Source organism: Staphylococcus pragensis (assembly GCF_004785665.1).
Lineage (GTDB): Bacteria > Bacillota > Bacilli > Staphylococcales > Staphylococcaceae > Staphylococcus > Staphylococcus pragensis.
Window position 1 is genome coordinate 874,875 of sequence record NZ_SRPJ01000001.1, and the last position, 14,862, is coordinate 889,736.

Annotated in this window: 14 protein-coding genes; 1 reads left to right on the forward strand and 13 read right to left on the reverse strand. The window is 31.4% G+C overall.

Annotated elements, in window-relative coordinates:
• Positions 1–43: 43 nt before the first annotated feature.
• From E2558_RS04335 to ccpN, 12 genes are all read right to left on the reverse strand, one after another.
• Positions 44–643, reverse strand: coding sequence for a superoxide dismutase (locus E2558_RS04335; protein ID WP_126566974.1), 600 nt, complete (start codon positions 641–643; stop codon positions 44–46).
• Positions 644–890: 247 nt separating this feature from the next.
• Positions 891–1,313, reverse strand: a complete 423-nt coding sequence (locus tag E2558_RS04340) for a Fur family transcriptional regulator (protein ID WP_126566975.1) — start codon at positions 1,311–1,313, stop codon at positions 891–893.
• Positions 1,314–1,316: 3 nt separating this feature from the next.
• Positions 1,317–2,162: a metal ABC transporter permease gene (locus tag E2558_RS04345; RefSeq protein ID WP_126566976.1), complete on the reverse strand. Its 846-nt coding sequence runs from the start codon at positions 2,160–2,162 to the stop codon at positions 1,317–1,319.
• A 60-nt stretch (positions 2,163–2,222) separates the two neighbouring features.
• Positions 2,223–2,999, reverse strand: coding sequence for a metal ABC transporter ATP-binding protein (locus E2558_RS04350; protein ID WP_126566977.1), 777 nt, complete (start codon positions 2,997–2,999; stop codon positions 2,223–2,225).
• Between the two features lie 258 nt (positions 3,000–3,257).
• Complete coding sequence (locus tag E2558_RS04355; protein WP_126566978.1) at positions 3,258–4,148, reverse strand: deoxyribonuclease IV; 891 nt, start codon at positions 4,146–4,148, stop codon at positions 3,258–3,260.
• A 9-nt stretch (positions 4,149–4,157) separates the two neighbouring features.
• Positions 4,158–5,504 (reverse strand): DEAD/DEAH box helicase, encoded by a 1,347-nt coding sequence (locus E2558_RS04360; RefSeq protein ID WP_126566979.1) that lies wholly within the window; start codon positions 5,502–5,504, stop codon positions 4,158–4,160.
• A gap of 45 nt (positions 5,505–5,549) precedes the next feature.
• A complete protein-coding gene (locus tag E2558_RS04365; RefSeq protein WP_126567130.1) occupies positions 5,550–6,650 on the reverse strand; it encodes a Nif3-like dinuclear metal center hexameric protein in 1,101 nt (366 codons plus the stop codon).
• Complete coding sequence (locus E2558_RS04370; RefSeq protein ID WP_126566980.1) at positions 6,640–7,329, reverse strand: tRNA (adenine(22)-N(1))-methyltransferase; 690 nt, start codon at positions 7,327–7,329, stop codon at positions 6,640–6,642. Before E2558_RS04370 ends, E2558_RS04365 begins: the two co-directional genes overlap by 11 nt.
• A 269-nt stretch (positions 7,330–7,598) precedes the next feature.
• On the reverse strand, positions 7,599–8,705 hold the full coding sequence (gene rpoD, locus E2558_RS04375) for an RNA polymerase sigma factor RpoD (protein WP_103298679.1): 1,107 nt from the start codon (positions 8,703–8,705) through the stop codon (positions 7,599–7,601).
• Between the two features lie 286 nt (positions 8,706–8,991).
• Positions 8,992–10,803, reverse strand: coding sequence for a DNA primase (dnaG, locus tag E2558_RS04380; protein ID WP_126566981.1), 1,812 nt, complete (start codon positions 10,801–10,803; stop codon positions 8,992–8,994).
• Positions 10,804–10,863: 60 nt separating this feature from the next.
• The gene (locus E2558_RS04385; protein WP_126566982.1) at positions 10,864–11,679 is read right to left on the reverse strand and encodes a pyruvate, water dikinase regulatory protein; all 816 of its coding nucleotides are present in this window, start codon (positions 11,677–11,679) and stop codon (positions 10,864–10,866) included.
• A gap of 11 nt (positions 11,680–11,690) precedes the next feature.
• A complete protein-coding gene (ccpN, locus tag E2558_RS04390) occupies positions 11,691–12,314 on the reverse strand; it encodes a transcriptional regulator CcpN (protein ID WP_126566983.1) in 624 nt (207 codons plus the stop codon).
• A 334-nt stretch (positions 12,315–12,648) separates the two neighbouring features.
• On the opposite strand from ccpN, the gene E2558_RS04395 reads away from it, so the two are divergent.
• Positions 12,649–14,040: a glycine--tRNA ligase gene (locus E2558_RS04395; protein ID WP_126566984.1), complete on the forward strand. Its 1,392-nt coding sequence runs from the start codon at positions 12,649–12,651 to the stop codon at positions 14,038–14,040.
• Positions 14,041–14,101: 61 nt separating this feature from the next.
• Here E2558_RS04395 and recO read toward each other — a convergent pair whose 3' ends face one another.
• A complete protein-coding gene (recO, locus tag E2558_RS04400) occupies positions 14,102–14,854 on the reverse strand; it encodes a DNA repair protein RecO (protein WP_126566985.1) in 753 nt (250 codons plus the stop codon).
• Positions 14,855–14,862: the final 8 nt, after the last annotated feature.

Consider the following 14,862-nt stretch of genomic DNA (forward strand, 5'->3'; position numbering starts at 1 on the left):
CCTCTATCAAAGAGACCACTGAAATAAACGTTTATTCATCAACTTATTTAGCAGCGTTATATAATTCGTCTACTTTTTCCCAGTTAACTACGTTCCAGAAAGCACTGATGTAATCTGGACGTTTATTTTGATATTTTAAGTAGTAAGCATGTTCCCAAACATCTAAACCAAGGATAGGTGTTTTACCTTCTGTTAATGGGTTATCTTGGTTTGGTGTAGTAACGATTTCTAATTGACCGTTATTCACTACTAACCATGCCCAACCTGAACCAAAGCGAGCTGCAGCTTTGTCAGCGAATTCTTTTTTGAACGCATCTAAAGAACCCCATTGTTCTTTAATTTTATCAACTACAGTACCTTTTTCTTCAGAATTAGGAGTTAATAATTCCCAGAATAATGAGTGGTTTAAGTGTCCACCACCATTATTACGTACAGCTGTTTGAATATCTTCAGGTACGCTGTCTAAATTAGCAACGATTTCTTCGATAGATTTAGATTCTAAGTCAGTACCCTCAACTGCAGAGTTTAATTTTGTCACATAAGTGTTGTGATGTTTGTCATGGTGGATTTCCATAGTTTCTTTGTCAATGTGTGGTTCTAATGCATCTGCTGCATAAGGTAAATTTGGTAATTCAAAAGCCATAAATAATCATCCTCCTAAAATTTCGATACAATAATAATAACAAGCAATTTATTAAGCAACAAACCTTTTGCTTAAATCTTAAATATTGTTTACTTATTATCTTGTTACTTTATTAATATAACTCATAAAGTTAGATTTTAAACATAATACGCCTTAATTTTTATTATTTACCTAATAATTCAGACTAATGGCCTATAAATTCAAAAAACTATCTAGCTAATGACCTCATAAGCTAGATAGTTCTTTATTAATTAATTCCTTTATGATGACATGATTCACATATACCATATACTTCTAATTTATGTGTATGAATGTCCACATTTGGCAAGAATTGTTTAATTTCATCGATTGGACAATAATCAATTACCTTTGTATCGCCACAATTTTCACAGATAAAATGATGGTGATGATGATTTGTACAAGCAATTCTAAATTTCATTTCTCCGTCTAATTCAGTACTCTCAATGATATTTAAGTCTTTAAATAGATGTAAGTTTCTATAAATAGTATCGAAAGAAATACCAGGATAATCTTTATCTAATTGTTGTTGAATATGTTTAGCATTTATATATTTATCTTCTTGAACAAATATATTAATCATATCTTCACGTTTCTTTGTGTATTTTAAACCATTATTTTTTAAAATTTTTATTGCATCATTTGTATTCATACTTTAATGCCCCTTTTTAAATCTAAAAGTAGATCTTTGATATAACATTGTAATTCCTAATAATAGAACTAATAGGACTACGATAACACCACCTGGTGAAATATTCATATAGAAAGCAAGAATTAATCCCAAGATTACTGAACTTTCACCAATGATAATACTTAAAATAATTAATTGTTTAAAGCCTTTAGTAATTCTCATAGCAATTGCTATTGGGAGTGTGATTAAAGCACTTACTAGTAAAATACCTACTACTCTCATAGAAGCAGAGATAACCATAGCAACGATAACTATAAATAAAAATTGAATCCACTTAGGAATATTGATGACTTTACTATATTCTTCATCGAAAGATAAAATAAATAATTCTTTGTAAAATAAAATAATGAATAAAACTACGATGATTGAAATTACTATTATCGTAAGTAAATCACTCAAATTGACCGCACTTATAGATCCAAATAAAAGCCCTACTATTTCTTGATTAAATCCATCAGCTAATGAAATAAATATTGCACTTAATGCAATGCCAGCACTCATAATAATCGGGATAGCTATTTCTTGATAATTTGTATAAGACGTTCTTAATTTCTCGATTAACAGTGCTCCAACGATTGCAAAAAGAATACCAAACCACATTGGGTTAATAAATGCTAATGCGGGTGATAGCGTGAGAATAAACATCCCAAATGAAATACCACCTAAGGTCACATGACTTAAAGCGTCTGCAATTAAGGATAGACGTCTTACTACAATAAAGGCGCCTATCAATGGCGCAATAAATCCAATAAGTATACCACTTATTAGTGAATAACGCATAAAATCAAAATTTAATAAGGCTTCAATCATGGAAATCACCGTATATCGTTATATTAAATTTATTCATAATTAACTCCTTGTAATCTTATATTATGCTTCACAGCATGATCTATTATGTTGATGATCAACAAATTTTACGGGATGACCATAAATCTTAGAAATTTCAACTTCATCAAGAGATTTAAACTCTTCAGTTGATCCATGGAAATGTAGATGTTTATTAAGGCAAGCCACTTTAGTAGCTGTATCGGCTACTACACCAATATCATGAGTGACAAGTATAATTGTAATACCTTCATGTTTTAAGCGTTCTAGTGTTTCATAGAATTCACTGACATGTTTCGCATCTATCCCATTTGTCGGTTCATCAAGTATTAACACTGAAGGATTAGAGATTAAAGCACGAGCGATTAAAATTCGTTGTTGCTGTCCCCCAGAAAGCTCGGCAATATTTTTATCAATTAGATGATGAATATTTAATCTACGCAATACATCCTCTACTAATTTTTCGTCTTCTTTATTAAAACGTTGAAATAGTTTCTTAGTCTTTGCAAGACCACTTAATACTACTTCTCTCACGCTTGCTGGAAAGCCTGCTCTAAAAGCATTTGCTTTTTGAGATACATAACTTATTTTTAAAGCTGATTGTGTATTCTTTTTATAAGACTTTCCATCGATATAAATTTCACCATTTTGCAACGGAAGTAATCCTAGTATTATTTTTAATAATGTGGATTTACCCGCCCCATTTGGTCCAACAATTGCGAGAAAGTCACCTTTATTTATTTTTATATTTATATTTTCAAGCACTTGTTTATTATCAAAAAAGTAATCAATATTTTTTAATTCAAATACGGGTTGGCTCATGATTTCACCTCGTTTAATACTATACAATTAATGATTTAGTTTGTAAATAGTAATGTTTACGACTTAACAAATAAAAAAAGGAGTGGGACTAAATTCAAGTTGAATTCGTAGTCCCACTCCCGCACTAAAATGACTAATGTTAAGAAACGTTAGATATAAGCAACATCTCAAATTAGTCAGCTTTTGCGAATTTGCTATAAGGTTTCAAAATATTATTTTTGTCTTAAGCGCTTAATAGTCTTAGTAATAATTTATATATTATTGTTGAAGTATTTTATCTTTTAAATTTGGATCAAATTGTTGAGATTTTAACATTTCAATTTCAAATTTATAAGGCGGTTTTTTATTTTTCTTATCTTCACCAACATATGGTGTTTCTAAGATTTTAGGAATTTTTTTAAATTCATCATGATGAACAACATAGCTTAAGGCGTCAAATCCGATATGACCAAATCCAATATTTTCGTGTCTATCTTTGTGAGCGCCTTGTTCATTTTTACTATCGTTAACATGCACGACTTTGATTCGATCTAATCCAATAATTTTATCAAATTCGTTTAATACGCCATCAAAGTCTTCTTTAATATTGTATCCTGCATCATGCGTATGACATGTGTCAAAACAGATAGATAAACGATCATTATGTGTCACCCCATCGATGATACGCGCGATTTCTTCAAAGTTACGGCCTACTTCTGAGCCTTTGCCAGCCATAGTTTCAAGCGCAATTCTCACATCATTATCATGTGTAAGTACTTCATTTAGACCTTTGATAATTTGAGCAATTCCTTTATCTGAGCCAGCTCCAACATGAGACCCAGGATGTAAAACTATATCTTTAGCACCGATAGCTTGTGTACGTTCGATTTCATTTTGTAAAAAGTTGACACCTAATTCAAACACTTCAGGTTTAGTAGTATTTGCAATATTAATAATATAGGGTGCATGAACTATAATATTAGATAAACCATATTTTTCCATTGCCTTATGGCCATTATCTATATTTAAGTCTTCAATACTTTTTCTACGTGTATTTTGTGGTGCGCCTGTATAAATCATGAAAGTAGATTCACCATATTTGTGTGCTTCTTCAGCAGAACCTTCTAACATTTTTTTACCACTCATTGATACGTGAGAACCAATTAACATGTCATTCACCTATCCTTTTTTATTATTCTTTCTTTGTTGTCTACTTTGACGTTTACTATATTGTTTACGTTCTTGACGTTTCATTTTTTCAACTTCACGTTTAAATTTCTTTTTATAACCTGGTTTAACTTTATTCTTAGTTTTACTTCTTACTTTATGTTTTACTTCATTTGTTAAGTGATCGTCTTTTCTTTCACGTTTACGTCTGACATTATGTGCTTTTATCGGTGTTAACTCGCCATTTTTGACGTCTACATTTTCAAAATGATAACCTTTATCTTCAATTAAAGAGATATTATGTTCTTCGTCAGGACTATACATTGTGATAGCTACGCCTTTGTAATTACCACGGCCAGTTCTACCGACTCTGTGCGTAAAGAAATCAATATCATTAGGAACATCAAAGTTGATAACATGACTTACGCCTTCAATATCAATACCACGAGATGCTAAATCACTAGCAATGACGTATTGGAAATCCAAGTTGCGTATACGTTTCATTTGTTGCTTACGTTCTCTAGGAGTTAAACCGCCGTGAATCATACCGACTTTAATGCCAGCTTCATTGAGTGAATCAGCTAATTCATTAGCATTATCTCTACTATTACAGAAGACGATACATAAATAAGGGTTTAGTATATCAATTAATTGAAGTGTCTTATCCACTTTTTCTGTACCTTTAGTAGGAATTAAGTAAAATTCAATATTCTTTTTATTTTGAGATTTAGAATCAACAACTACGAAATCAGGATTGTTTAAATATTTATTTAAAAATGGTTGAAGCGATTTAGGAATCGTAGCGCTAAATACCGCAATATTCGCATTATCATCTAAACGAGCTGCAATGTAGTCTACATCTTCAATTAAACCTAAATCAATCATAAGATCTGCTTCATCCACTACCAAATATGAAGCTAAATGAACATGTAAGTGACCACCTTGAGCCAAATCATTAATTCGTGTAGGTGTACCTATAACTAATTGTGGTTGAATATTAGTACGTTGTTTATCTTTTTCAATATCTGTACCGCCAATAAACAAACTTACTTTTACATCAGTTTTGAATTTTGCTAAATGACTAGCTGCTTGGAATAATTGTTGTGCTAATTCACGTGTTGGTGCCACCACAATTGCTTGAGGTTCTTGAATTTCTGGATTAATAGAATCCATTAAAGGTAATAAAAATGAATGAGATTTACCAGTACCAGTTTGTGATTGACCGATTAAATTAACACCCTTTTTAATTCTTGGAATAATTCTGTTTTGTATTTCTGTTGGTTTTTCAAAATTAAGATCTTTAACAGCATCAATTAATTTTGAATCTAAATTAAATAATTCAAATGGATGATTTGGCATCGATTTAGCCTCCTTGTATCATTCTTGTAGTATATTTTTTAAGTTTTACATATAAGTGAAGGGATCGGTATTAATATCAGAAGATTCAATTTTAAAATCAACACTGAATTCAAACAACCATTGATTTAATAACGTTTTTAGTCCATCTCTCATAACATATTCACTATAGTGATTGATATCTAATAAATTAATACCATTCGTTTTAGCATCTAAAGCATCATGATGTTTAATATCACCAGTTATAAAGATATCTGCGCCTTTATTAATAGCCATTTGTTCAAAGCCAATGCCAGCACCACCGATAATTGCCACTTTACGTATAATAGCGTTCTCATCACCAGTAAATCTCACGCTAGGAATTTGAAGTTGTTGTTTCACTTGCTTTACAAAGTCTTTAATCGCTACTGGCTCAGTGACTTCTCCAATTTTCCCTAGACCATAATTAGCTGTTTTAGTCATTTTAATAAAGTCGTAAACTGGTGTTTCATACGGATGATTTTCAATAATCTTAGTTTCAGCTAAATGACGTTGATGATTTTTTATCATAAACTCTACTTTTACTTCATCTACATATTCTATACTATCAATTTGTCCTAAATGTGGATTTGCATTTCCTAGTGGTTTAAATTGACCTTTTCCTTCAGACTCATAAAAACAATATTCGTAATTGCCTTCTTGCGCTAAACCAGCCTGATCTAAACTATCTTTAAAGTCTTCAACATTATCTTTTGGAATATAAGTTTGAACTTTATAATAGGTCGCCTGTTCATTGTTTAAAAACGTAATATTATGCAGATTTAATTTTTGAGCAAGCATTTCATTTACGCCGTCAACATGATTATCAAGATTAGTGTGCAATGCAATAAGTTGGATATCATTTGAGATAATTTTACGGATTAATTTCCCATATCCATCGTCAGTGATGTTTTTAATTCCTTTGAAAATTAAGGGATGGTGAGCAATTATCGTATTAAAACCTTTCATTATAGCTTGGTCTACTACTGCATCAGTACAATCTAGAGTGGTCAATATACCAGTGATTTCTTTATCATTACTTCCAATTAATAAACCTACATTGTCCCACTCTTCAGCAGTATTTAAAGGAACATTCTTATCAATTACAGACATTAACTGCTTAATTTTCATCATTTAGCACCTCTTTAATCAATGATATTTCATTTTCTATCTCTTTAAGTCTCTCATGATGAACTTCTGAATTCAATTGTTTACGAATGTGTTCTAATGCTTCTAATTCTCTATGCCACTTTTTATAAAAAATAGATGTTTTATTTTCAATTAATTTAGGTCCAAATTTTAAATTAAATTTATTTAGATATTCAATATTTTGAGTATACTCACTAACTACTATTTCATAAATGTGGCCCTTTTCTTCAATAATTTCTTCTGCAATAATTTCATAATTCAAGTTTTGCAATGTTTGACGCAAAACTTCAGTTTGAATATTACTTTGTAAAATTAAACGAGGATGATTACTTAATTTATCTTTACCCTCACTTAAAATTTTAGCGATTAAAGGGCCACCCATGCCACAAATAGTGATATTATGCACATTATCATTTTGGTTAATCACACTTAAACCATCGCCTAAACGTACATCAATTGATTGGTTAAATTGATATTCTGTTACATTTCTTTTTGCAGCTTCAAAAGGGCCTTTAATCACTTCACCCGCTATTACAGTTTGGCAGAGACTATTTTGAAGGGCATAGATAGGCAAATAAGCATGATCTGAGCCAATATCTGCCATCATACCAGGTAATAAATATCGACTTACAGCTTTTAATCTTTCATTTAAATTAATCATAATAAACTCCTTTTACTATAAAAAGGGAGTGAGACAGAAATCCTAATTTATTAAAAGATTTCGTCGTCTCACCCCAGCAAAGATGACTAGATTTGAATAAAGCTCAATTGAAGCGCATATTTAAATCAGTCAGCTACTGCCTACATAATAACTAAGGCTGAGATACTTAATTTTATCCCAGCCCCCAATTTTCATATCCGAGTCATATTTAGATTTATCAATGCTCTTTCATCTTTAAAATCATTTGATTCAAATTTTAAATGAGATGATTAGTCCATGAAATCTTTAAGACGTTTACTACGACTTGGATGTCTAAGTTTTCTAAGCGCTTTAGCTTCAATTTGACGAATACGTTCTCTTGTAACGCCAAACACTTTTCCTACTTCTTCTAATGTACGCGTTCTTCCATCATCTAAACCAAATCTTAAGCGTAGCACGTTTTCTTCACGATCAGTTAACGTATCTAATACATCTTCAAGTTGCTCTTTTAACAATTCGTATGCTGCGTGATCAGAAGGACTTTGAGCTTCTTGATCTTCGATAAAGTCTCCTAAGTGACTATCGTCCTCTTCACCAATTGGTGTTTCAAGTGACACTGGTTCTTGAGCGATTTTAAGAATTTCACGAACTTTTTCAGGAGGTAAATCCATTTCTTCCCCAATTTCTTCAGGAGCTGGATCACGTCCTAAATCTTGTAATAATTGTCTTTGAACACGGATTAATTTATTAATTGTTTCTACCATATGCACTGGGATACGAATCGTACGTGCTTGGTCAGCAATTGCACGTGTAATTGCTTGTCTAATCCACCATGTAGCGTATGTTGAGAACTTAAATCCTTTGCTAAAATCGAATTTTTCAACTGCTTTAATAAGCCCCATGTTACCTTCTTGAATTAAATCTAAGAATAACATGCCACGACCAACATATCTTTTAGCAATACTTACAACTAAACGTAAGTTTGCTTCTGCAAGGCGTGATTTAGCCACTTCATCACCTTGTTCAATACGTTTAGCTAATTCGATTTCTTCTTGAGCACTTAGAAGATTTACGCGTCCAATTTCTTTTAGATACATTCTTACTGGGTCATTAATTTTAACACCTGGAGGGGCACTTAAATCATTCGGATTTAATTTCTCATCCGTATCTGAACTATCTTTTTCGTTGACTAAACTGATATCATTATCATTTAATTGGTCAAAGAAATCATCCATTTGATCTGAATCCATGTCGAAATTTTGCAGCTTCTCAGCAATTTCTTCATGGCTAAGATGACCTTCCTTTTTACCTTTATCAATTAATTGTTTTTTGACATCTTCTAATGTCAATGTCGGATCAATTGTTTGTTTTTTAATTTTAACTTGGTTATCAGACATGAAAAGGCCTCCCAATTTTAATATAAACTTTCAATTAAGGGTTAATTTCTATAATAATTCAATATAATAGAAAAAATATAAATAAAAATTCACAATAATTTTAACATGTAGTAATTCAAAATAATATATTGTGAAATAAATTTAATTAGATAAAGTTGATTCTCATTTAATTTATGGTACATATTTACCCATTAAAAGCGCATAATAACCATTATACAATAACGGTTATTAAATAGAAATACTATATTAAAATATTTAAATATAAAAGACTAGTAAAAGATTCTTCTTACATTCTCTGTTTATTTTTATTAACGATAAGCCCTAAATAATATTTTTGCATTTCAACATCGCCAATGCGTGATGCTTCACGCAATTTATGATTTAATTCTTCTATTGAATCTTCATATTTGTGTTCATTTATACTTTTAATATAATCATCAATCTCGTTATCATAAGGTTCATTATTTAATTCATAATTGTCTAAGGTAATCACAGCTTCTCGTACATCATTATCATCGATATACAAGATGATATCACTAATCGTATATTTATCGTTTTCAGCGTAATACTCTTTTAAAAGTTGAAAAATACTTTGAAAATATTTATTAGAGAAATCTTCATCTTCAAGTTCTCTATGATAATTTAAAAAGATATCTTTATCATTCATAAAATGTTTGAGCAAAGCGCGCTGAGCTTTTTCTTGCTTATTTAGATGAGTGAAAATAGTCGAAATATTAGGTGCATGATTATCATTATAATTATAGTCATAATCGGATGGGTAATAGACATCATTCGGTATATATTGTTGTTGATAATTAACATCATTATTTAATGTAGTCGGATCAACATTAAATACATCAGCTACATCTTGGACCACTTTCTTTTGTAGGATTGATGAGTGCATCATTGCTATATCTTGCGTCACTTCTTTAAGATAGCGTTCATAAGCTAAGTCATTATTATTAATTTCATCTTTATGACTATTAACTTTAAATAAAATAAATGACTTTTTCTCATTATTAACAAATTCTATAAACTTCTCTTTTCCGTACTTTGTTATATATTCATCTGGGTCCATATTTTTAGGTAACTGAACAACAAATACATTCAAACCTTGTTGTAGCAATGTTTGTCCAGTTTTTAGTGTAGCCTCTTGACCAGCAAAGTCCCCATCAAACATAAGTGTAATATTAGAAGTGAGCTTTTTAAGAACAGTAATATGCTCATCAGATAAAGCAGTCCCCATACTTGCCACTACTGTTTTAAGCCCAGAATAATCAGCTTTGATAACATCCATGAATCCTTCAAGTAATATCACTTCGTCATTTTTACGAATAGACTTTCTAGCTTTATCAAGATTATAGAGTAATCTTCTTTTTTGAAAAATGGGTGTCTCAGGGCTATTTAAATATTTAGGTTCTTGATTATTATAAGTACGACCAGAATAGCCGACAATTCTACCTTGAGCGTTCATTAATGGAAACATAATACGGTCTCTAAAACGATCGTAATAACTGAAGTTTTCTTCATTTCGTGATAACAAACCTGCTTCATAAGCCAGTTCAATATCATAGCCCTTTTTCTCAAGGAAATCATGACAAAAATGTGAGTTATTTGGCGCATAACCAATACCACGTGATTTAATAAGTTCTTCAGTAAATCCTCGGTCCATTAAGTAGTTAAGTGCCTCTTCACCCTCAACCGTCTTCATTAAGGCATACATATAGTATTCTTGAATGCTTTCATGCATTTCAATCATACTTAAATCATCTGAAGCAATTTGTGTAGTTTGTTGACTAGTATTTCCAACATCAACTTTTATATTAACACGCTCTCCTAGTTCTTTAACTGCTTCAACAAACGAAATGTCTTTAATTTCTTGAGTAAATTGAAAGACATTACCACCCTTTTTACAACCAAAGCAATGACAGATTTGTTTATCTTCTGAAACTGTAAAAGATGGCGTTTTTTCATCATGAAAAGGACACAAACCAATATAATTGCGTCCTCTCTTTTCTAATTTCACATATTCACTAACTAAATCTAGTATATCTGTTTTTTCTTTTATTTCATTAATAACTGACTGTTCAATTCGCAAAATAAATCACCTATTAAATATTAGTCATAATATTATACCTTTATCGCTTAAAATTTAAAATTATTTTGCTTGTTGTTCAATAATATGAAGCACATCGTTTGCAGTTTCTTCAATTGCTTTATCAGATACATCAATCACCGGGCATCCAATTCGTTCAACAATTTCTTCAAAAAATTCAATTTCTTCTTTAATACGTTTTTCATTTGCATATCTAGCTAAATCGCTAAGACCTAGCTGTTTTAATCGTTGTTTACGAATTCGATTTAGTTTATCTTCACTAATACGAAGTGCAATGCATTTAGAAGGATCTATCTCGAATAGAGCTTCTGGTGGTGTAACTTCCGGTACAATTGGTACATTCATTACTTTATAACTTTTATGTGCTAAGTATTGAGATAAAGGCGTTTTAGATGTTCTTGAAACACCTATTAATACGATATCTGCTTTAGGTAGACCTTTAGGATCTTTACCATCATCATATTTAACCGCAAACTCAATGGCATCAATTTTTTTAAAGTAAGCGTCATCTAATCGATGCACTCTGCCGGGTTGATTATATGGATTATCATTAAATGAGTCTTTTAATAGTCCCATTAATGGCCCCATAATATCTACAGATTTAAGTTGATGATTTTCGATTTTTTCTTCCATGTAATCTTTCATCTCTGGTTTAACAAGTGTATAAACTATAATAGCATTTTGATCAATCGCAACTTGTATAACCTCATCGATATTTTCAAAGGTCTCAATATATGGATATCTTAAAAACTCATGTTTACACTCTTTGGGATTAAATTGAGAAACGCATGCTCTTGCTACAAGTTCTGCAGTTTCTCCAATCGAGTCGGATGCGATGATAATCTTTATATCTTCCATCGTTATACCACCTATTCTTTAAATAATGATACGAATAATTTCGCTATTGTTGTTTTAGAAATACGACCTACTACTTGATACTTATTATTTTCTTTTTTTCTAACAATTGGGATAGAATCGATTTCTTTTTCAATCATTTGATCTGCTGCATATATGACTAATTCGTGTTCCTCTAAAAAAGTAAGATTAGGCATTCTAGACATATTAACGCCTACAGGCATTGTATGAATATCTTCACCAATCATAGATGCGCGTAATAAGTCCTTTCTTGAACAAACACCTATAAAATCATTATTATCGTTAGTAATAAATAATGTTCCTGTATCTTCAAGAAAAATTGTACAAATAGCATCATAAATGCTCATGTCTTCTTTCACAATGACAGGCGGTGACATATAATCTTTAACAATATATTGGCGTAATTGATCACTCAAAATTTTATTTTTTGATTTACCAGAATAATAATAACCAACACGTGGTCTAGCTTCAAGGAAACCTGACATTGTAAGGATAGCTAAGTCAGGTCGTAAAGTAGCACGAGTAAGTTGTAATTTTTCAGCGATATGCTCTCCAGTGATTGGGCCACCAGTTTTAACAATTTCGATTATCTGTTCTTGACGTTTACTCAGTTCTATAGGTCTTCACCCCTTTTAAATTCATTTCTATTATACCCATTTATTTATTCTCCTACAAATGCATACAAATCCTTGCTTATAAATCATCAATGAATTAAACTAATATTAAGCGAGTTAAGGACGGTGTGAGCTTAACAACATAACTTGGCCTAATCATTAAATTCATAAAAGCGAGTGTCTACACTAAATTGGGTGGAACCGCGGGTTAAAATTAGTTTAAACTATATTATTTTTATATAGATAAATCAATTAACTCGTCCCAAGATAATAATAAATGTGACTCTACATTTATTTATTGTCTTGGGGCATTTTTTATTCAAAAAGGAGAGATTATATGGTTAAAGATATGGATACTATCGTATCATTAGCGAAACACAGAGGATTCGTATTCCCTGGTAGTGATATTTATGGTGGTTTATCAAACACTTGGGATTACGGTCCATTAGGTGTTGAATTAAAAAATAATGTTAAAAAAGCTTGGTGGCAAAAATTCATTACGCAATCACCATTTAACGTTGGTATTGACGCTGCTATCTTAATGAATCCTAAAACTTGGGAAGCATCTGGTCACTTAGGTAACTTTAATGACCCTATGATTGATAACAAAGACAGTAAAATTCGTTACCGTGCAGATAAATTAATCGAAGACTACATGCAAAAAGAAAAAGGCGATGAAAACTTTATTGCTGATGGCTTAAGCTTCGATGAAATGAAGAAAATTATCGACGACGAAGGTATTGTTTGCCCTGTTAGTGGTACAGCAAATTGGACTGATATTCGTCAATTCAATTTAATGTTCAAAACTTTCCAAGGTGTAACTGAAGATTCTACTAACGAAATTTTCTTACGTCCAGAAACTGCACAAGGTATTTTTGTAAACTACAAAAATGTACAACGTTCTATGCGTAAAAAATTACCATTTGGTATTGGTCAAATTGGTAAATCTTTCCGTAACGAAATCACTCCAGGTAACTTCATTTTCAGAACAAGAGAATTTGAACAAATGGAATTAGAATTCTTCTGTAAACCTGGTGAAGAAATCGAGTGGCAAAATTATTGGAAAACATTCGCTAGCCAATGGTTAAAAGACTTAAATATTAACGAAGAAAATATGCGTTTACGTGACCATGATGAAGAAGAATTATCTCACTATTCAAATGCAACAACAGATATCGAGTATCGTTTCCCATTTGGTTGGGGCGAACTTTGGGGTATCGCAAGTCGTACAGACTTTGACTTGAAAAAACATAGTGAACATTCAGGTGAAGACTTCAAATATCATGATCCTGAAACTAATGAAAAATACGTTCCATACTGTATTGAACCATCATTAGGTGCTGACCGTGTTACATTAGCTTTCTTATGTGATGCATATGAAGAAGAAGGTGTAGAAGGAAGTAAAGATGCACGTACAGTGATGCACTTCCACCCTGCTTTAGCACCATATAAAGCTGCAGTGTTACCATTAAGTAAAAAATTATCAGAAGAAGCAATTAAAATCTTCGAGCAACTAAGCACTAAATTCTCAGTTGATTTTGATGAATCTCAATCAATTGGTAAACGTTACCGTCGTCAAGATGAAATCGGTACACCATACTGTATCACGTTCGATTTCGATTCATTAGAAGATAACCAAGTAACTGTTCGCGACAGAGATTCTATGGAACAAGTACGTATGCCTATTTCAGAATTAGAAACATTCTTAGCTGAAAAAGTCGCATTTTAATAACTAAAATTAGAACCCACTTTAACATGACGATTGTTTAAGTGGGTTTTTTAGGTTTTTGCTATTCATTAAGTCGTTTTAATTGATTAATAAGTTTTTGACTTTTGAAATACATACCTGCGTATTCTCTATATAGCATAATAAGTAAGTCTGACATTTCATCTAAAATATCTTGATTAATATTGAAATGATTCATTTTATTGATTGGTAATTTTTGAAGAATATCTAATAAATAAAATGTTTTATTTGAAATACGCAAAGCATGAGGATCTTGTGGCAGTTCTTTTTCAGTAATTGTGCCATCAAATCTAAAGCTATATGCCACGAGTTGAGATTGGTCTGTATCTCCAGAAATTGCTGAATGGTCGAAGAAAGCTGTGAAACCGAATCGACTCATACATTTTAATAACACTATGATTGACATTAATTGAGCAGAATCACCTTTGGCTATTTTTTCTAATACAAAATGCAATAATTGATAATGATATGGCGATACCTCATCTTGCTCCATCGAACGATCAATTGTTTCAGCACAAAGTGTGGCGTAACTACTATTAAAAATATCTAAACGTAAATCATAATATTGGTTAATAACATCAATTGAAGATAACGTCCCCATGCCACGCCATTTATTATAAATAAATAAGCCATACACAAATAATTGCGTATGGGCTTGTAGGCCAGTTCTTGATTTTTTAGCACGTCTAACCATTAAAGGAATTTTAGCACCATATTCATTTAAAATAGTGATAATTTTATCAGATTCACCATAGTCAACTGATTTAATAATAATCCCTTTTTGTCTTTCGAGCATTTTTTTCA